At 60.6% G+C, this 18,394-nt stretch carries 17 protein-coding genes; 8 read left to right on the forward strand and 9 right to left on the reverse strand.

What is annotated here, in order from left to right; all coding sequences use genetic code 11:
* The first annotated feature begins 16 nt into the window (after positions 1 to 16).
* Together BX592_RS03510 and BX592_RS03515 are read left to right on the forward strand one after the other, a co-directional pair.
* The gene (locus BX592_RS03510; RefSeq protein ID WP_134190375.1) at positions 17 to 541 is read left to right on the forward strand and encodes a GNAT family N-acetyltransferase; all 525 of its coding nucleotides are present in this window, start codon (positions 17 to 19) and stop codon (positions 539 to 541) included.
* Positions 535 to 1,104, forward strand: a complete 570-nt coding sequence (locus BX592_RS03515; RefSeq protein WP_134190257.1) for a GNAT family N-acetyltransferase — start codon at positions 535 to 537, stop codon at positions 1,102 to 1,104. The genes BX592_RS03510 and BX592_RS03515 overlap by 7 nt, the downstream gene beginning before the upstream one ends.
* Before the next feature lie 48 nt (positions 1,105 to 1,152).
* Here the strand turns inward: BX592_RS03515 and BX592_RS03520 are convergent, their stop codons facing one another.
* Positions 1,153 to 2,619, reverse strand: a complete 1,467-nt coding sequence (locus BX592_RS03520; RefSeq protein WP_243849276.1) for a metal-dependent hydrolase family protein — start codon at positions 2,617 to 2,619, stop codon at positions 1,153 to 1,155.
* Positions 2,620 to 3,542: 923 nt separating this feature from the next.
* Between BX592_RS03520 and BX592_RS03535 the strand changes: the two genes are divergently transcribed.
* From BX592_RS03535 to BX592_RS03555, 5 genes are all read left to right on the forward strand, one after another.
* Positions 3,543 to 3,920, forward strand: coding sequence for a DUF2946 domain-containing protein (locus BX592_RS03535; RefSeq protein ID WP_134190258.1), 378 nt, complete (start codon positions 3,543 to 3,545; stop codon positions 3,918 to 3,920).
* A 92-nt stretch (positions 3,921 to 4,012) separates the two neighbouring features.
* Complete coding sequence (locus tag BX592_RS03540; protein ID WP_134190259.1) at positions 4,013 to 6,460, forward strand: TonB-dependent receptor; 2,448 nt, start codon at positions 4,013 to 4,015, stop codon at positions 6,458 to 6,460.
* A 75-nt stretch (positions 6,461 to 6,535) separates the two neighbouring features.
* Positions 6,536 to 8,023, forward strand: a complete 1,488-nt coding sequence (locus BX592_RS03545; protein WP_134190260.1) for a PepSY-associated TM helix domain-containing protein — start codon at positions 6,536 to 6,538, stop codon at positions 8,021 to 8,023.
* 337 nt (positions 8,024 to 8,360) lie between these two features.
* Positions 8,361 to 8,624 (forward strand): hypothetical protein, encoded by a 264-nt coding sequence (locus tag BX592_RS03550; RefSeq protein WP_134190261.1) that lies wholly within the window; start codon positions 8,361 to 8,363, stop codon positions 8,622 to 8,624.
* 7 nt (positions 8,625 to 8,631) lie between these two features.
* Positions 8,632 to 9,498 carry a hypothetical protein gene (locus BX592_RS03555; RefSeq protein WP_134190262.1) on the forward strand — a complete coding sequence of 289 codons (867 nt, stop codon included), beginning with the start codon at positions 8,632 to 8,634 and terminating at the stop codon, positions 9,496 to 9,498.
* A gap of 405 nt (positions 9,499 to 9,903) precedes the next feature.
* Here BX592_RS03555 and BX592_RS03560 read toward each other — a convergent pair whose 3' ends face one another.
* Complete coding sequence (locus BX592_RS03560) at positions 9,904 to 10,335, reverse strand: hypothetical protein (RefSeq protein ID WP_134190263.1); 432 nt, start codon at positions 10,333 to 10,335, stop codon at positions 9,904 to 9,906.
* 382 nt (positions 10,336 to 10,717) lie between these two features.
* Here BX592_RS03560 and BX592_RS03565 point away from each other — a divergent pair, with 382 nt between their 5' ends.
* Positions 10,718 to 10,966, forward strand: a complete 249-nt coding sequence (locus BX592_RS03565; protein WP_341803183.1) for a hypothetical protein — start codon at positions 10,718 to 10,720, stop codon at positions 10,964 to 10,966.
* A gap of 25 nt (positions 10,967 to 10,991) precedes the next feature.
* Here the strand turns inward: BX592_RS03565 and BX592_RS03570 are convergent, their stop codons facing one another.
* The 7 genes from BX592_RS03570 to BX592_RS03605 form a co-directional block, all read right to left on the reverse strand.
* On the reverse strand, positions 10,992 to 11,345 hold the full coding sequence (locus BX592_RS03570; RefSeq protein WP_134190264.1) for a BON domain-containing protein: 354 nt from the start codon (positions 11,343 to 11,345) through the stop codon (positions 10,992 to 10,994).
* A gap of 146 nt (positions 11,346 to 11,491) precedes the next feature.
* A complete protein-coding gene (locus BX592_RS03575; RefSeq protein WP_134190265.1) occupies positions 11,492 to 12,484 on the reverse strand; it encodes an ABC transporter permease in 993 nt (330 codons plus the stop codon).
* 16 nt (positions 12,485 to 12,500) lie between these two features.
* Positions 12,501 to 13,496 carry an ABC transporter permease gene (locus BX592_RS03580; protein WP_134190266.1) on the reverse strand — a complete coding sequence of 332 codons (996 nt, stop codon included), beginning with the start codon at positions 13,494 to 13,496 and terminating at the stop codon, positions 12,501 to 12,503.
* Between the two features lie 85 nt (positions 13,497 to 13,581).
* Positions 13,582 to 15,108 (reverse strand): sugar ABC transporter ATP-binding protein, encoded by a 1,527-nt coding sequence (locus BX592_RS03585; RefSeq protein WP_134190267.1) that lies wholly within the window; start codon positions 15,106 to 15,108, stop codon positions 13,582 to 13,584.
* A gap of 68 nt (positions 15,109 to 15,176) precedes the next feature.
* On the reverse strand, positions 15,177 to 16,307 hold the full coding sequence (locus BX592_RS03590) for a substrate-binding domain-containing protein (RefSeq protein WP_134190268.1): 1,131 nt from the start codon (positions 16,305 to 16,307) through the stop codon (positions 15,177 to 15,179).
* A 110-nt stretch (positions 16,308 to 16,417) separates the two neighbouring features.
* Positions 16,418 to 16,774, reverse strand: coding sequence for a DUF1330 domain-containing protein (locus tag BX592_RS03595; RefSeq protein WP_341803236.1), 357 nt, complete (start codon positions 16,772 to 16,774; stop codon positions 16,418 to 16,420).
* Between the two features lie 303 nt (positions 16,775 to 17,077).
* Positions 17,078 to 18,382, reverse strand: a complete 1,305-nt coding sequence (locus BX592_RS03605) for an NAD(P)/FAD-dependent oxidoreductase (RefSeq protein WP_134190269.1) — start codon at positions 18,380 to 18,382, stop codon at positions 17,078 to 17,080.
* Positions 18,383 to 18,394 lie beyond the last annotated feature (12 nt).

Raw genomic sequence — 18,394 nt, forward strand, 5'->3', positions numbered from 1 at the left:
TCCCTTCCTGAGCGCTATGTGCCCGATTCAACTCAATCGCGTCGTTCGCGATGACGCGACCGACTTGATCCGCGCAAACCGCGCGAGTCAGGACTATCACTTGCCATGGGTGACATCCTTCACAGATCAGGCGGGTTTTGATGCGTGGTTCGCGCGTTGCCTCACCGGGCCTAACGTTGGCCTCGTGGCCCGGGAGCGGGTTTCGCGTGAGATCGTCGGGGTTGTCAATATCAATGAGATTGTCGCTGGCGCTTTTCATAGCGCTTATCTCGGATACTACGGAATGTCGAAATTCGGCCGGAAGGGAATGATGACCGAAGCGCTGAAAAGCGCAGTCGACTATGCGTTTGACGATCTGGGATTGCATCGGCTCGAAGCGAACATTCAGCCGGCCAACCGCGCGTCGATTGCGTTGGTACGTCGGCTCGGGTTTCAGCAGGAAGGTTTCTCACCGCGCTATTTGCGCATCAATGGCGAGTGGCAAGATCACGAACGATGGGCATTGCTCGCGGATAGGCGCGAAGCGGACTCATCATGTTGACTGTGGTCGCTGTGGCGCCTAAGGATTTCGCACGTTGGGCTGAACATATCGATCGCCTTTTTGCCGAGTCCGGCCGCAACGGACAACCGCTGTTCTCACCGTTCGAGTGGTCACCTTATGCTGCGTCGCCTGAACGCCAAAACCGGTTCGGGAGCAGCCTGCTTGTTCCAATCCGTGACGCGAACTGGATGCGCGCCTGGTGCGTGCAGGACGCGGACGGACACATCGTTGGCCACCTCGACCTGTCCGGATCGAGCGTACCATCGGAAAACCATCGAATGATGCTCGGCATCGGATGCGAGCCGGCGTTTCGGCGCCAGGGCATCGGGACCATGCTGATGCGATATGCGATCGATTTCGCAGTCGCAAACAGCATCGAATGGATCGATCTATGCGTATTCGGCGACAACGCGCCGGCCATCGCGTTGTACGAGCGGTTCGGCTTTATCGAATCGGGTCGCAGGCCGGACCGATTCCGGTTGCTGGGGCGCAGGGTAGAAGACGTGATGATGACATTGCACGTTTCGCTAACCCCTGCGCGCCACTCCATGCCGACCGGCTGAAATAATCCGTAAGCCGTGCGGTCTCAAGGTATGCGACGACTGCAAGATTCAAGCGACTATTGTGTTCTTGTACAGCCGTCCATCCTTCATCACGATCCGCAGGTTCTTTTCCGGATCGGCGATCACGTCGAGGTTCTCGAGTGGATTGCCATCGACGAGCAGTAAATCAGCGTACCCGCCTTCCTCGATCACGCCCAGTTTCCCCGGGTACGGGTTCCGCTCGCCCGTGAGCGCAAGCAACCGGCCGTTAGCGGCGGTCGCCATGGTCAATGCCTCGGCAGGTGAATACCACCGTGTCATATGGGTCAACATGACACCCTGGCGAGCCGCCAGCACCGGCGAAAAAATCAGATCCGTGCCGAATGCCGTTTTGATGCCATGTTTGCGCGCGAGCTTGTACATGTTGTCGGTTCCCGCGATGACTTCCATAAACTTTTCACGGGCAGGACCGGTCAGCGAAGCCGCATCGTTTTCATCGACGAACGGTTGCGTGCTCAGCCACGTGCCGTTTTTTGCCATGATCGCGGCCGTTTTGTCGTCCATCAGATGACCGTGTTCGATGCACTGAACGCCGGCCGAAATCGAACGCTGAATGGCCTCCGGCGTGTAGGCATGGACTAGCACATAGCTTCCCCAGTCCGATGCGGTTTCGACCGCCGCACGTAGTTGCGGTTGAGTGAACGTCAGCATGTCCAGTGGGCTGCGAGGCGTGGACACGCCGCCGCATCCGACCAGTTTGACCTGCGACGCGCCTTGCAGAAACTGTTCGCGAACACGCAGGCGAACTTCGTCTTCCGTATCGGCAATCGCGATACTACCGTCCCGTTCCATCTGGCTGATCTGTCCGCCGGATCTTGGGATGTCCGCGAGCGGCCGGAAATCTCCATGCCCGCCGGTCGTCGTGATCATCGGCCCCGACACATAGATACGGGGTCCGGAGACCATGCCGCCATCGATCGCCTGTCTCAACACGAATGCCGGCCCCCCGGCGTCGCGAACCGTGGTGAAGCCCCGCAGCAACGTGCGCTGGGCTTCCGCGCTCGCCGCAAGATAGACGAACCCCATGTCGACCTGGAGCAAGACCTGAATGGGCAGCGCTGCTAGCAGCGAATGCCAGTGCATATCGATGAGGCCCGGAATCATGACCCTGCCGCCGCAGTCGATCAGCATCGGGTTGCCAGTCGAAGGCGGTTGACCGCTGCCGATGTGACCGATGCGGTTTCCGTCGACGGATAGGTAAAGCCCGTGACGTAACGTCGACGACTTGCCGTCGAACAGCATGAAGTTTGTGAACGTCACCGGACGATCCGGGGCCGCGGGTGGGTTGGTCGTTTGACCACGGGCGAGGTCCGGCAAGATGACGCTCAACATCGAAGCGGCCATGCCGGCGACAAATCCGCGACGGGACAAATCGGTGCTGATGCGCCGATTCGCATACTGCGCGAGCGCCTTGTTGCACAGGCAGGAGAAGGATGAACTGATCGACGTTTTTCCACCGTATTTTTGCCAGGACATAAAGCACTCCTTGAACGTGAGCTTTTAGGCCGGTTGCAGACGACAGGGAACGACCAACGTTTACCGAGCAGCGAAAGAGGAATAGGCGGGCGAGTATGCGAAATCCGTTATTGACGACGCGACGGTGTATTGTCGCGCGATTCAGGCTCCGGCGTGGAAATTGCCGGATCAATTGAAAACCTCGCGCCAGATACTATCCTTCGACGTGATGTGTCCGATCGCGGGCACCCGAAGCGAGCGTTTCCGCCGACTGTCGCCTCTTTGTTATCGAACGATACGGAACCCAAACGTGGCTGCAGGCGTGGAGTCCGCGTCGCAGGTCACCTATCTGACGGAGAAAGGCGTGCAGTATGCGCAAGGGTGGTATTTCGCCAAGGCGATGCCGGCGAATGAGTTATTTGCGTGGCTAGCGAAGTATTCGGAAGCACCGCAACCGAGCGTGCGGTCTGATGCTGTGACATCGTCGCGGCGCAGTGGGGCACACCTTCAATGAGCGCCACGATCATCCGATCGTTTTGCGTCGCAGTGGCCTTCGTTGTATTCACGGGCGGTTGTGCATCGACTGCGTCGACAGGATCGACCGAGTCCGCAAGCCAGCAGACTGCGCGGTCAGCTTCGGCCGGCACGGATACTTATCTTCTGCACAATCCCGACGGAGCGACGCACAATGGCCCAGCGTCCAGGCCGCCCAGGCTCAGCGTGGGGACCAGTTATCCCGATACGCAATTGATACTGCCGTGGTTTCTGAACGACATCATCAATTTCGTGAACTATCGGTAGTCTGACGCGATCGCCGCAAGCCCTCGTTCAAGGCTCTTTGGAGGCGCGGGCGGCCGATCCGAAACGGCTTCGGCTGTGCATCGGCCACTGTGTGTCATGGGCCTACGTGTTAAACTCGCCGCCGATTATCTCCTCCCGGCACCATGACCTTTCGCGCACGCAAACGGCTGACAGCATGGCTTGGCATTTTCGCCATGTGTCTGGTCGCGTTCGTACCGCTGGTCAGTCAACTGGTGATCTCGGCGCATGCCGACGAGCCTGGTACCGCGATCTGCTCGGCGTACCAGCCCGGCGGCAATACCGTCCAGCCGATGAACGGTGATTCGCTTGCCGCATGTGGCTACTGCGACTTCCTCGCGGGTCACGTCGCGGTGCCGACTGTGCCTCCACTGCTGCCGGTGCTCATCGTCTGTGTCGCGCTCGCGGCGGCGCCTGTGCTCTCCATCCGTTTCACGCCGCTCGGTGCGTTCCCATCCGGTCGTCCACGCGCCCCTCCTGTCGTCCTCATCCCGAGTCTGTAAAAGAATCGCGACGCCTTGACGGCGCATCGTGACGTATAGCCGCGCCTTCGTTCGAGGCATGCGGCCAGCCTTGCTTTGAGGGGAAATTTCACATGTCCATTCCGCGCCTTGTGGGCACGGTATGCGTCGTGCCGCGCGCATTCGCACGTGCACTGCTTCTGTTCACCACAGTGGGCCTGACCCACGGACTGGCCGTTGCGGCCGGCGATACACCGGCGTTCCCGTCTCCGCCTGCATCCGGCAACGACACATCGAGCGCAGCGCCGGCAAGCGAAACGACCGGGAACACCCATGCGTTGCCAGCGGTGCAGGTCACCGGCGCGCGCTCCTTCGCCGAAAAGAACCAGCTTCCGCAAACCACGGAAAGCATCACTGCGAAGCAGATCGGTGAAACGATCAATGCGACGGACTCGTCCGACGCGCTGAAGTATCTTCCTGATGTGCTGGTGCGCAAGCGTTATATCGGCGACACGCAGGCGCCGATGTCGACACGCACCACCGGCATCAACGCGAGCGCGCGCAGCCTGATCTATGCGGATGGCGTGCTGCTCAGCACGCTGATCAACAACAACAACCAGAACGGCTCGCCGCAATGGTTCATGGTCTCGCCGGGTCAGATCGAGCGCGTCGATGTGCTGTATGGGCCGTTTGCCGCGCAGTTTCCGGGCAATTCATATGGCGCGGTGACCGAGATCACGACGCGCATGCCGACGAAATTCGAGGCCAGCGTCGACGTGCAGGGTGCGATCCAGCACTTCGGCCTCTACGACACGCATGAGAGCGAGCCGTCGCAGCAATACAGCGCGACGCTCGGCGACAAGCTCGGCAAGCTGTCGTGGTTTGTCTCCGCAAGCCACCTTGATAGCTTCAGCCAGCCGATCACGATTGCCGAGGTCGCGCAATCGACGACACCGGCCGCGGCGAACCTGCCCGTCGTGACCGGCGCAATTGCCGATCGCAACCGCACGGGACAACCGATCCAGGTGATCGGCGCCAGCAACTTCATCCATACCATTCAGGACAATGCGTCGCTGAAGGTCGCCTACGACTTCACGCCGACGCTCAGCGCGACCTACGCGCTGGGCTACTGGCAGAACAATCAGAAGGCGCGCGCACAGACGTACCTGCAGACCGCGAATGGCACACCATTCTTCGGCGCAACCAGCGGCAGCGTGAACATCGGCGGATTCGCGTATAGCGCATCGACCATCGCCGGACAGTTCACCGCGAACAATGTCGATCAGCAACATCTGATGCAAAGCCTGACCGTCGACAGCCACACGCAAGGGCCGTTTGACTGGCAGCTGATCGTCAGCAACTTCTACTATCTGCAGGATCTGAGCGGGTTGTCGACGGGCGTGTATCCCACTGCGCTGGCCGGTGGTCCCGGCCGCACGACCGACATGGGCGGCACCGGCTGGACCACGGTCGACCTGAAGGGCACGTGGCGGCCGCAAGGCATCGCCGGCGCAAACATCGTGAGCTTCGGCGGGCACTTCGACCAGTTCAAACTCGTGAGTCAGACCTTCAACACGACCAACTGGGCGTCCCAGGGCGAAGACGGGTCGCTCTTCAGCAACTCGCTCGGCAACACGCAGACCTTCGCGCTGTGGGCGCAGGATGTCTGGCGCATCGCGCCTTCGCTGCAAGCGACCCTCGGTGGCCGCTACGAAATGTGGCGCGCGTATAACGGCTTTAACTTCGCGACCGGCAGCAATGGCGTCGGCGTCGCGGTCAACCAGCCAAGCCTGAGCCGCAACGGCTTTTCGCCGAAGGCATCGCTGCGTTGGGACCTGACCGACATATGGTCGATCACCGGTTCGTTCGGCAAGGCGTTGCGCTTTCCAACTGTCGGCGAGCTGTACCAGACCGTTCAGACCGGCACGACGTTCGTGCAAGCCAATCCGTTCCTGAAGCCTGAAAGCGTGCTGTCCGGAGAACTTGCGCTCGAACGCGACGTGAGTGACGGCAGGATGCGGCTGTCGGTGTTCGACGAATACGTGTCCAATGCGCTGATCTCGCAGACGGCGACCGTGCCCGGCTTTCCGACGCCGGTATCGTTCACGCAGAACGTCGGCAAGACGAGGGAAACCGGCGTCGAGATCGCCGGCTCGCAGGACAACGTGCTGATCAGCGGGCTCACGCTGTCCGGTAACGTGACCTACGTCGATGCGCGCATTCTCGAGGACGACGGCTTTGTGTCGACCACCGGCAGTACCGCGGTCGGCAAGCAGGTACCGAACGTGCCGACGTGGCGCGCGACGCTCGCGGTGACTTACCGTCCGGACAGCCTTTGGGCCTTCACGCTCGCTGGACGCTACAGCTCGAGGATGTTTTCGACGGTCGATAACAGCGATATCAATCCGGCGACGTTTCAAGGCTTCCAGAGTTACTTCGTGATGGACGCACGAGTTCACTTGCAGTTGGACAAGCACTGGGGCGCGGCGCTCGGCGTCGACAATCTGAACAACCGCAAGTACTTCCTGTTCCATCCGTTTCCGCAACGGACGTTTTACGCGGAACTGAGATACGACCTTTAAGCGACGCGCCGCACCGGCCGCAAATAAACCCGGCCGGCAGACGGTAAAGCGCAACACGCACTTCGGAGGCGACGAATGTCCACTGCTGCAACCGACCCACGCCCGGCGATCGCTGCTATGCATCCAGCGAGTCGCGGGTATCGCACGCTATGGCGCTGGCATTTCTATGCCGGACTGTTCGTGATGCCGTTTCTCGTCGTGCTGGCGATCACCGGCACGCTGTACTGTTTCCAGCCGCAGATCGAGCCTTTGCTGTATCCGCACCGGTTCGTGGTCGAGCCGCGCGCAACACCGCGTCTTGCTGAAGCCACACTGCTCGCCAATGCGCGCCGTGCGCTGCCCGTGGGTTCGGTCGCGCTGACCGCACGTGTTTCCGTTCGCGCGGATCGCAGCGCGGAGTTTATTTTCCGCCTGCCGGATGGCGACAGGCAAAGCGTGTACGTCAATCCGTATGACGGCGCCGTACTCGGCACGTTGAGTGTCGATAACCGCTTCATGCAGGTCGACCGGATGATTCACCGCAAACTGTTGCTGGGAAAGCCCGGCGAACTTCTGATGGAGCTGGTCGCGTGCTGGACGCTTGTGATGATCGGCACGGGTGTCGCGCTTTGGTGGCCGCGTGCGGGGGCGACGCTGCGCGCTGCGCTTGTGCCGCGGTTTTCGCTACGCGGCCGGCCATTATGGAAGAGCGTGCATGCGGCGCTCGGTATCTGGCTCGCGGCGGGCGCGCTCGCGTTCGTCATCTCGGGTTTGCCATGGACCGGCTCGTGGGGAAAACAGTTCAAGTCCGTTGCGACAAGCGTCGGACTAGGTTCGCCGCGGAGTTCATCGGGCGGACTGCCGCTGCGTTCGACACTGCCGGGCGCGAAGGCGCCGCAACGTGCGGATGGATTTAGCGATGTGGTGCCCGTGCAGCCGATGCATGAAGCGCATCGGCCGCGCGAGTCGGGTATGGATGCGATGCCGGGCATGACGATGGACGATCTGCCGCTGCGGCAAGTGCCCTGGGCGGTCGGCGCGACACGCGTGCCGGAGTCGCGGGACGCGGGTCCCAACACGTTGACGCTGGACCAGATCGTTTCGCAGGTGAGCGCGCTCGGCTTGTCCGATGGCTACGACATTGCATTGCCGGTTTCGCCGAGCGGCGTGTATACGGTGTCGTATTTTCCGGCTGATCCGAAGCTCGAACGCACGTTATCCATCGATCAGTACAGCGGCGCCGTGCTGAAAGACATTCGCTACAGCGACTATGGCGCAGTGTCAAAAGCGGTCTCTTACGGCACGTCGCTACATATGGGCCGCTATTTCGGCGTTGCAAATCAGTTGGTCTGCGCGGCCCTTTCGTTCGGGCTGGCAACACTTGCGGTCACCGGCTGTGTGATGTGGTGGAAACGAAGGCCTGGCGGCACGCTTGGCGCACCGTCGCGCGAGCGCGCCGCCGTGCCGATGCGTGGATGGAAGATCGGCCTTGTCATCCTTGGCGTGGTGTTTCCAATGATGGGTGTGACGCTGGTCGCGGTCTGTCTCGCCGACCTCATGCTCTTTGGCCGCCCGTCGCGATAGGTCGCGGCATGACTTGCATTGCATTTACGTGCATATAAGAACGACATGAAGATCGCACGAAAGTGCAGTCGCAGACTCGCGGTGTGCACACGGCGATGATGTTGAGCCGTGGTGGACTAACCGCTAACGTCGCCGTCGGCGAACCATTAGACAAAGTCCGATATTCCGTTCCGCACTGTGTGCGACAACGAACCAAGGTGGCTTGACAATCTGCCGACGGACTCTAGCCTTAAATCACATCAAATACTGCTTCCCCATCGTCGCACCGTTAAGAAATAAAAGACTTCGGGACGAAGCGAGACGATTGAAATTGATTGATTAACGCGGAGGCTCGTACATGTTACTTCCTTATCTGGAAACCTGGCGTAGTCGACTGGAAGGTTCGGATTCCCCGCTCGGCTCCGAAGGGAATCGCGGGACTTTCGATAGACAGCTTCTTCTCGAATTAAATGACCTATCAAATTTTCTTGAAAAGATACCGGGGGCGACGGATCTTGCAAGCGTAAAAGAAGAATTAGCTCAAGTCCTGGCGAGAGGAAAGCCCGTTGGTATGGGCGGAGGAGTCAAAAAGTGCCAATCTTGCGGTCGCGATATTCCTTGAGCACGTCATGGCGACGCGAAAAAAGGCCAGCGGAGAAGGTGGAACCCCGGTTGAACGACCATCGATAGAGAACGGTTTCTTCTATATAGAAGACCAGCAGGAGGGCGAAGCTGGCACGGATTTCGACTGGTTTCCGAAAGATCCGTCAATGGACCCGCCCGCCGGGCAGTATCGTCTTTCCGAGGACGCGCGCACAACTTACTCCTGGTGTGTTGATTTCGTCAAAGACGACGAACAATACCGCGACTTCATCGGTCGACTCCGAAAGATCGTTTTTGGCGGCCTCGTTTGCGAGCCCATCGCAAGAGATGCGCGAAAACGGCTAGACCAGCTCGACGATGACCTGGTTAATTGGGCAAACGATCAAATACGGCCTCATCTTCTGAAATCCATAAAATTGCGTTTGACATGCATGTTGCTGATGCTTCTGGTTGGCCTTGCCTTGTCGATCGTTTCGACGTTTCAGCTCGCATCGCTAGGCAACTGGATACTGCTTCTTGGTACAGCCTCCGGAGCAACCGCGGCGCTGATGTGGCATCGGATCGACATAGAAGATCTGTCTGTCTATCGAACCGCAATGACGAAGGCAACACATCATGAAATCGATTTTATGATTTCGCTCGTCATGGTCTTAGGGGTCGCGTTTGTCGTGCAGAACAAGTGGATAACGCTTCAGCTAGGCGGTACAGCGCTTGAAATTTCAGGCAGCGCTCCGGGAGCGTTGGCCATCGGTTTCGTCCTTGGATTACTCAGCGATAAGCTGATGCAGCTCATTTCGCCTACGCTAGAACGTGTGAGCAGGGCATTCAAGAGTGCTGTTTCGAAGAACATTGCACGGTCTAAGGCCGCGAGGCAGCGCGGCAGTATCGGCTAGGTCTGTGGAGGCGGCGTAAGCGCGCTTGCGCCATTCCAGTCGCTCCGGCGCGAAACATGGAGCAACAAAAGCGCAATGCCACCGACCAGTACCAGGGCGCTCGGCGCGAGTAGGTACCACGGATGTCCGTGAGGAATGAGTTTCCAAACCCATGCACCCGCCGTGCATGCTTTGCGTGGTCTACAACGCGGACACATCCGAAAGAATTTGCTCAGCGTGCACAAATGATGCCGTATCGAAGCGCTGTGCCAGGTGCGCGCCTTTTCGTTTTTCGAGTCGGTGCGTCGTACAGTCGTTTCGATGGCTCGCCGCAAGAGCAGCTATTTGTGACTTCATGTGTTTGCAGACATGCTGAATTAAATGCGCACGCGGCCAGCGCATTCAAATCCCATACATACCGGCTTATCAAGCGCTGCATGAGACCTTGGTCCAATTGCCCACGCTTATGTCGGCTTCTACCCTATAGCGCAGGCGTGCTGGTTTAAGGCCGCTGATTTCATTGGTCAGCGGCGGATCGATCAAAAAGCGCTTTCGTAGATAGCGCAAATGCCAGCTGCCATCAGCGCGCATTGGCGCGCTGAATTCGGAAGCGTTTGTCATTCGATGACGTTCCTGCTGCCGCGCAATGATTGGCGACGACGAGGTCACGAACACCGCAGAGGACGAGGGGCTGCACGAACGTCCGCACGCGTTACTCACGACGATGAGGCACTCCATGGGATTCGTGTTATTAGCCGCAATTTTCCTGACGTCGTCTGGATTTCTTGTCGGCGCTTCGTTAGCGCCGACCTCGCCCACGACGATTGCGCCCGCTCCGGCCTCCAGTTCAGGAGACACCGAGCCTACGTCCGCGCAGTTGCATCCGGCGTTGCCGGGGATAAAGGACACTCAGTCAGCAGGATTCTGAACCGTCTTCGTAAATGCGGCGCTCGAACACAAGTGCGTAGGTATGGATACGTTTGACTGGAGAGCACCGGTTTAGCAGGTTGGCGATAAAGTATTCCAGCGAGAGTCGACACAAATGAGCACCATCACACCAGCTCGTCGAAGACGCGGACCTCGAGCGGATTCGCGCGCGCGGCGCTTGCGTGTCGATGCTGCGATGAACCAGCAGGGTAACCGGTCATGCAGGTGGGTTCTGTTCGTTGTGATCTGTGCTTCCTTGCTGCCGTTAACCGGATGTCCATACTATGCGGAACCGGCTCCGGCTACCGTCGTGATGACACCGGCCAGCTTCGACCGGTCGTTTTCCGCCGCGTCCGGCGCAATGGCCGATCAGGGTCTGACGATCACCGTGCGGGATCCGGCCAGCGGCACAATCGTTGGCGAACTGCGCGGCAGCACCGTGACGGCGAACGTGAGCCGGCAAGCCGATGGCTCCGTAGTCGTGCAATTCAATTCAAGCTCGCGCGATTCCACCCTGTTGGAGCGCATCTCACGCAGCTACGATCGGCGCATGGGACGCTGAGTGCTTGCGGCACCACCGGCAAGCGTCAGTAACCTTTCGTATATATCGTCAAGTGGTTGCTCACCGACGTCACACCCGGCACGCCCATCGTCACTTCCGAAGCCTGCTGGATCTGATGGCCGTCCGACACGCTGCCCGATAAGGTTATGACACCCGCGCGCGCCTTGACGAATACGTTCGACACGTTGAAGTTGGGCGCTTTCGATAACGCCTTGCGCACATCGCGAGCCAATTGTTTGTCTGTTGGTGTCGCTTTACCTGAATTTGCAGCCGGACTTGACGCCATCGGCATCGCGTTGGCGGTTTGCGCATGCACGCCTGGCGTGAGCGTCACGCATCCGATGACGAAGAGCAGACCCGCAACGTCAAATGCTTTCATGATTGCCTCCCTCATGCGGCCGAGCACGATGGTGAGACAAAGATAGTCAATATTCCGCTTCCGGCAAAGCGGCTTCGCGGCCAGGAAAAAAGCCGCGTCGCGACTCGCGCCCGCTGCACTATCGCGAGCCTGTCAGCGAGTTGGTGCTACCGGACCACGCGCTCGCGACCATACAGCATCATCATCACGATGATCACCAGACCGAACACCACCTGACGGAATACATCGGCCGGGAGTCTGATGCCGATTTCCGCAAAGTAGTCCTGCGGCTGCAACACGGACAGGATCGACTGCAAAAGCGTAATCAGGATCACGCCCGCGACGGTCCCCAGATAAGTCCCGCGGCCGCCGAGCACATTGGTGCCGCCCAGCACGATCGCCGCGATCGTCGGCAACAGATAGGGGTCGCCCATCGCCTGATACGAGCGATTCGCCCAGCCGGCAAGCAGCACGCCGCCGGCCGCGGCGCATGCGCCAGACAGCGCAAAGGCAATCAGCGTCACGCGTCGGCTGTCGACACCGGACAGAAACACCGCGCGCTCGCGATTGCCGATCGCATAGATTTCACGCCCGAGCCGCGTGCTCCTCAGCATATAGACGGTGAACGCGCCGATCACGATCCAGACGAGCAGCGGATTTGAAACGCCTGGAATCAACTGGCCGCTCGCGAGTGAGATCATCAACCCGGTGGCTCGGTCCTGCGGCGCGAAGCCGCCGGTGTGATACACCATCAGGCCTTGCGCGACTGCATTCATGCCGAGCGTGAAGATCATCGAAGGCGCGCGTAAATAGGCAACGCCCAGGCCGTTCACGAGGCCGACCAGCACACCGCAGAAGATCCCGAAAGGGACGGCGAGCGGTCCGCCAAGCGTGGGGCCGAGAATGCCCGATGCGCCGGTGGCCATCATGCCGCCGATCGCGATCGTCCACGGGATCGACAGGTCGATCTGGCCAAGCAGGATCACGATCATCTCGCCGGTCGCAATCGTGCCGAGGAACGCGGCAACCTGCAGTTGCTGCGCGAGATAGTCGACGGACAGAAAGCCCGGTTTGGCCGCGGCGCCGAGCAGGAGTAGCAGCACAATGCAGCCGAACGCGATCAGCGTCGCGGTGTCGATCTTGGGCAACGAACGAAGCATGGCGGGTTTTTACCGGTTAGCGGAAGAGATCCAGCTTGTTACGAACGCGCAGCAGGCGAAGCGAGCCGAGGCTGACCGCGAAGAGCAGGACAACGCCGACAAATAGAGGCTGCAGCACCGGATTGATATTGAACACGACGAGCAGATCGCCCACCGTACGCATCACAAAGGCCCCGAACACGGAGCCGACCACGCCGCCCGAGCCGCCGAACAGCGATGTGCCGCCGATCACCAGCGCGGCGATCGAATTCAGCGTGTAGTCGCCACCGAGCGCCGCGCGCGCTTCGCCGGAAAAAGTGATGCACGTCAGCAGCAATCCGCCTAGCGCGGCGAAGAACCCGGCGAGCGTATAGGCCGAAAGTTTGACCCGCGCGATCGGCACACCGGACATGTAAGCGGCCTGTTCCGATGAACCGACCGCGTAAGCGGCCCGGCCAAGCATGGAGTTCCGGTAGGGCAGCCAGACGAACACAATCGCGGCGATGATCAGCAGCAGGGAGGAGGGCACGCCAAACGTCGAGCGCGTCATCAGATCGGCGAAGTCGCCGTTGATGTCGCCGCCCGGCTGAGGACGCAGCGCGAGCGCGACGCCGAAATAGATCGCGCTGGTCGCAAGCGTCGCGATCAGCGGCTGCAAGCGGCCGTACACGACGATCAACCCGTTCACCAGGCCGCACACCAAACCCGCGGCAAGCACGCCGACGATGCCGAGCGCGGTCATCGCCGGACTGCCGACCACGATGGTCGATGCGAGGCAGTTGGCCAGCATGAAGATCATGCCGACCGAAAGATCGAGTCCGCCGGTCAGCACCGGCAGCGTCTGCGCCATCGCAACGAGCGCCAGCAGCGCCCCTTTGTTAGCCGCCGTATTGACGATATCGGAGGTCAGGCCGATCGACTGGGCCGCTCCATAGACGCCGAACATGACAGCGAAGATCACCATCGCGACCAGCGCGCCGCGCTGCGCCGCGAACCAGTAGCGCCAATTGCCTTTGCGCGTTCTGCCCGTCATGATTTCCCTCGTTCGGCGTTTATCCGGTTACGTGGCATTCGAGTCGTGCTCGTGGGGTGGTGGTTCGGATGACGGTCAAGTCGCGTTAGCGCGCGGCCGAGGTCAGGTTCAGCGCGGCGCCGACGAGGTTGTGCTCGGTGAGGTCCGCGCCTTCCAGCATTTGACTGATCGTGCCGTCGTAGAAGATGGCGACGCGGTCGCAGCAACCGATCAGTTCGTCGTAGTCGGTCGAATAGAACAGCACAGCGGTCCCTTGTTCGGCGAGCCGTCGCAGCAGCTGATAGATTTCCTGCTTGGTGCCGACGTCGATCCCGCGTGTCGGATCGTTCAGCAGCACAATGCGCGGCTTCGTCATCAGCCATTTGCCGATCACCACCTTCTGCTGGTTGCCGCCGGAAAGCGCGGCCACGGGGCCGTCGAGGCCGTCCGACTTGATGGCCAGCTGACGCACCACCGCATCGATCATCTCGACTTCGGCTTTCTGGTCAATCCGGCCGAATTGGCTTACTGCATCGAGTGCGGCGAACGACAGATTCTCGCGCACCGTCATCGGCAGCATCAATCCTTCATTCTTGCGATCCTCCGGAATCAGCGCAAGGCCGAGCTCGCGCGACTTCGCGTGACGGGGGCTCGCGATCTTCACCGGCTTGCCGCCGACTTCAATCTCGCCGTCCACGCCGATCAGCACGCCAAAGAGCGCAAGCAGGAACTGCCGCTGTCCCTGGCCGTCGAGCCCGCCAAGGCCGACCACCTCGCCGGCATGCACGTCGAGCGACACATCCTTCAACTCTCCGGCCCACGAAAGATGGCGAACCGCGAGCGCGGGTTTCCCCTCGCGTTGGGTGCCACCTAGCGGAGGGAAGGCGCTCGCATATTCGCGGCCGATCATCATCTCGACGATCGCATCATCCGATCTCGTGCCTGCGGCGAAGGTCTCGATGTAGCGTCCGTTGCGGAACACGGTGCATTCGTCGGCCAGTTCGGCGATCTCATGCATCCGGTGAGAGATGTAGATGATCGCCATGCCCTCCGAGCGGAGTCGCTTCAGAAGGGCCAGGACTTTGGCGACGTCGGTGGCCGTCAACGCCGAGGTCGCCTCATCGAGGATCAGCACCTTCGGCTTGCGCGCGAGCGCCTTGGCAATTTCCACCATCTGCTGGCGCGACAGCGGCAGGCTCGATACCGGAGCGGCAGGATGAATGTCCTCGCCGCCGACTCGCGCGAGCATCTCCTCCGCTTTGCGCCGCTGCGCTACCGTGTCGATCAGTCCGAACCGGCGCGGCGGATGCGTGATGCCAATATTGTCGGCGACGGTGAGATCCGGCAGCAGCGAAAGCTCCTGAAAGATGCATGAGATGCCGGCGTCCGCCGCGGCGCCGGGCGTAGCGAAGCTGACCGGCGCACCGTCGAGATAGATGCGGCCGCGATCAGGCTGTACCACGCCGGAAAGGATCTTGATGAAGGTGGACTTGCCCGCGCCGTTCTCGCCGAGCAGCGCGTGGATCGAGCCCGCGCGGCAGGAGAACTGCACGTCCTGCAGCGCCCGGACGCCCCCATATTGCTTCGAAATACCCTCTACCCGCAGCAGTGGACCCTGCGTTGCGTCGCTCATCGTCCTTGCGTCTCCGTCATGCCCGCCGCAACGATCACGTTGTGAGGTTCGTTGCGGCGCGATGCAGTTCAGTTGTTCTGGCTGCTCTGCTTCGCGATTTCCTGAGCCGAAAAGCCGATGTTGCAGCTCGGGAAGTCGTTGCCGGCGAAGAAGCTGCCGGGCAGGTCCGGGAATACGTTCTTGCCGGGCGTGAACGGCGAGTAGTCAATTGAAGTGGGCAGTGCAATGCTTTGCGGCATCGTCTTGCCCTGCAGCGCTGAAATTGCGGTCTTGATCGCCACCGCGCTCTGCGCCGGGCCGGTGCCGCCAGACTGACAGGTCAGGCTGGCTTTGTTGCAAAGCATCCGAAAGGCGTTTTCCGTTTCGCCGGAAATCGGCGCCTTGAATTTGTTCGCATCGAGCATCGCTTGCACCGTGCCCTGCGATCCACCTTGCACATAGATGCCGTCGAAGACGCCGCCGGCGGCGATCGCGTCCGCGGTGGCTTTTTGCGCATCGCCGGGCGCCCAGTTACCGATCACGTCGACCACCTTGACCTTGCGTCCCGACTTGTCGAGCACTCCGTGAAATCCCTTATCGCGTGCGAGGTCCACCGGCTGGCCGGACGGACCGCGCACGTGCAGGAAGGTCAGGTCGCCGGTCTTCTTGCCTTCTTTCAGCAGGAAGTTGGCGGCGATTTCACCCAGGCCGAGCTGGTTCACGTTGACCGAGATCTGGTCCGGGCTGTCGATCACGTTGTCGAACGACACGACGACCACGCCCTTTTCATTGGCCTTGTGCACGACGCCCTTGAAGGCCGCGGAGCTATTCGCGTCGATGATGATCGCGTCGAAACCCTGATCGATGAAATTATTGGCGGCAGCGATCTGCGCGGCGATGTCCTGGCCGACGGAGACGACCTTGAATTCCTTGATGTCTTTCTGCACCGCAGGCTGCGCGACATAGGCCTTGGCGACGCGGATCATCTGGACGCGCCAGTCATTGGCGATAAACCCGTTGACCAGCGCGATCCGGTAGGGACCCTGCTTCGCGGGCCACTGAAAGAACTTGGTGTCCGCAGCTTGCGGTTTGAAACAATCCGGATTGGCGCCTGGTCCGCTCACCACCTTCGGGCCTGCGGCAAATACCGTCGTAGACAATGCGACTGCCAGCAGCGTTCCAAACACTTTGGGATGCAAAGCTTTCTGTAAGTTCTTCATTGAGCGGCTCTTATCGGCTGGATTGTGGGTACGACGCTTGGTTAGACGCTTAATCAGCTAAGTCTGGTGAGCGGCAATAGGGCTGTCAAGACGCATCACGATACGCCCACTTAATGGGATGCGACGCCTTCCAGTGCGACGATGGTTGATGTCGCACTGCGTTCACGGATCGCCTTAAGAGGGGCGTACTCCGGTGATTCATACCATGCAATCAGCGAATTCATATCGGGGAATTCGAGGATGACCAGTCGAATGCGATGCCAATCGCCTTCAAGGACTTTGGTCAGACCACCTCGGCCTAAATACCGCCCGCCATAGCGCGTTTCAGTCGCGGGCACTTCCCGTGTGTACTCTTCGAACAGGGCAGGGTCGGTTACGTCGATATCGGCAATCAGGTAGCCATTTGTCAGCCGGCGCCATCCGTCGACTGCACGGCTGTGCCGGCTTGAATGAGTGTGACGATAAATAGATGACGGGTGGGTCTTCGCGCGCGGGGTGACGCGAGGGTCCGCTCAATGATCGAGACCTTGTGCGAAAGTCTTCTGGTACTTCATGCCGGTATCGCACTTTAAGGCGACGATCGTAGCGTCGGACGCGAGGCGCTCGGCCGATCTCCGCGCGATCCTCGAAGTGATCGGGCGTATCACGTCTTAATGGGCCCGTATGCGAGATTCAGTCCCAGCGTTACAGCGGCGATGGGTGCCTGGCACAACCACGCTGGCAACCTCGGAAACGACAAGCGTGCAACGACGGCGGACCTGAAGCGTCGCCTAAAACAACTCGCGAACCCGGTGATACAGCATGCCGAGTTCAAGCGCGGGACCACGCAAGGCCGGGCCTCCCGGAAAGCGCGCATGCCCGATTCTCGCGAACAGATCGAGTGCGGCGCGGTCGCCAGCGATGGCCTGCGCGATCACGCGCCCGGCGACGCCGGTCAACGCGACACCATGCCCGGAAAAACCTTGCGCATAGAAATAGTTTCGATCGATCGCGCCAAAATCCGGCGCGCGATTGCGCGTGACGTCGACGAATCCGCCCCATGCATACTCGACGCGCGCGTCGGCCAGTTGCGGGAATACATCGGTCATCCGCGTGCGGATCGCTTCGGTCAGCCGCGCCGGTGCCGCGCCCGTCGAAGTCGCCCGGCCACCGAACAGCACGCGGTGGTCGGCCGATACGCGAAAGTAATCAAGGAAGAAATTGTTATCGCATACCGCCGCACGGCCGGCGATGAGCGCATCCGCGTGGGCTTCTCCGAGTGGCTCCGTCGCGACGATATACGATGCAATAGGGGCGATGCGCGCGGCGATTGCGGCAGGCAGTACGTCGCCGAGTGTCGCGTTTCCACAAGCGGCGACAAAGCGGCAGTGCACGGTACCGGCCGTTGTGCGCACAACGGGTTGCGCGCCGCGTACCACTTCGATGACCGGCGAATGCGCGAATAGTCGTGCGCCTTCGTTGCGCGTCGCTTGAGCGAGGCCGAGGCAATACTTGAGCGGATTCAGGTGCCCGGACAATGGGTCGAACACGCCGGCAAGATAGCGATCGGACGCAATGCGCTTGCGGATCGAATCGCGATCGACCCATTGAAGGTGCGGATAGCCCCAGCGTCTGGACGCAGCGTCCATCCATGCGCGCAGGTCGGCAATGCGCTTTTCCTTTGTCGCGACGGTCAGATAGCCATGCGTAAGATCGCAATCGATTCCATAACGCTCGATCCGCTCGCGCACGAGCGCGACACCATCGACCGACAGCGCCCAGGCGGCACGCGCGCCGTCCGTGCCGAGCTGCTGCTCGAGCACTTCATCTTTGGCAAAGCCGACCAGCATCTGTCCGCCGTTGCGGCCTGACGCGCCCCAACCGGGACGGTGCGCGTCGAGCACGATCACCGATAAGCCACGTGCACGGCATTCCAGTGCAACGGATAAACCGGAAAAGCCCGCGCCAATCACGCAAACGTCCGCGTTATGCGTGCCTTCGAGGCGCGGGTCGTCCGCGGACGGGCGTGCGGTGGTGGCTTCGTAGTACGAGTCGCGGATGAGTTCGTCGGCGCGTCGGTTGAGAGCGGTGGACATTAGTGCGATCGA

It is taken from the genome of Paraburkholderia rhizosphaerae (genome assembly GCF_004366595.1).
GTDB classification, from domain to species: Bacteria; Pseudomonadota; Gammaproteobacteria; order Burkholderiales; family Burkholderiaceae; genus Paraburkholderia; species Paraburkholderia rhizosphaerae.

Excerpts from the sequence above, each read along its gene's own strand:
- BX592_RS03585 (WP_134190267.1), bottom strand. The coding sequence starts at position 15,108 with ATGAGCGACGCAACGCAGGGTCCACTGCTGCGGGTAGAGGGTATTTCG.
- BX592_RS03545 (WP_134190260.1), top strand. The coding sequence starts at position 6,536 with ATGTCCACTGCTGCAACCGACCCACGCCCGGCGATCGCTGCTATGCAT.
- BX592_RS03575 (WP_134190265.1), bottom strand. The coding sequence starts at position 12,484 with ATGCTTCGTTCGTTGCCCAAGATCGACACCGCGACGCTGATCGCGTTC.
- BX592_RS03535 (WP_134190258.1), top strand. The coding sequence starts at position 3,543 with ATGACCTTTCGCGCACGCAAACGGCTGACAGCATGGCTTGGCATTTTC.
- BX592_RS03510 (WP_134190375.1), top strand. The coding sequence starts at position 17 with ATGTGCCCGATTCAACTCAATCGCGTCGTTCGCGATGACGCGACCGAC.
- BX592_RS03540 (WP_134190259.1), top strand. The coding sequence starts at position 4,013 with ATGTCCATTCCGCGCCTTGTGGGCACGGTATGCGTCGTGCCGCGCGCA.
- BX592_RS03590 (WP_134190268.1), bottom strand. The coding sequence starts at position 16,307 with ATGAAGAACTTACAGAAAGCTTTGCATCCCAAAGTGTTTGGAACGCTG.
- BX592_RS03550 (WP_134190261.1), top strand. The coding sequence starts at position 8,361 with ATGTTACTTCCTTATCTGGAAACCTGGCGTAGTCGACTGGAAGGTTCG.
- BX592_RS03565 (WP_341803183.1), top strand. The coding sequence starts at position 10,718 with ATGACACCGGCCAGCTTCGACCGGTCGTTTTCCGCCGCGTCCGGCGCA.
- BX592_RS03555 (WP_134190262.1), top strand. The coding sequence starts at position 8,632 with ATGGCGACGCGAAAAAAGGCCAGCGGAGAAGGTGGAACCCCGGTTGAA.
- BX592_RS03570 (WP_134190264.1), bottom strand. The coding sequence starts at position 11,345 with ATGAAAGCATTTGACGTTGCGGGTCTGCTCTTCGTCATCGGATGCGTG.
- BX592_RS03515 (WP_134190257.1), top strand. The coding sequence starts at position 535 with ATGTTGACTGTGGTCGCTGTGGCGCCTAAGGATTTCGCACGTTGGGCT.
- BX592_RS03580 (WP_134190266.1), bottom strand. The coding sequence starts at position 13,496 with ATGACGGGCAGAACGCGCAAAGGCAATTGGCGCTACTGGTTCGCGGCG.
- BX592_RS03520 (WP_243849276.1), bottom strand. The coding sequence starts at position 2,619 with ATGTCCTGGCAAAAATACGGTGGAAAAACGTCGATCAGTTCATCCTTC.
- BX592_RS03605 (WP_134190269.1), bottom strand. The coding sequence starts at position 18,382 with ATGTCCACCGCTCTCAACCGACGCGCCGACGAACTCATCCGCGACTCG.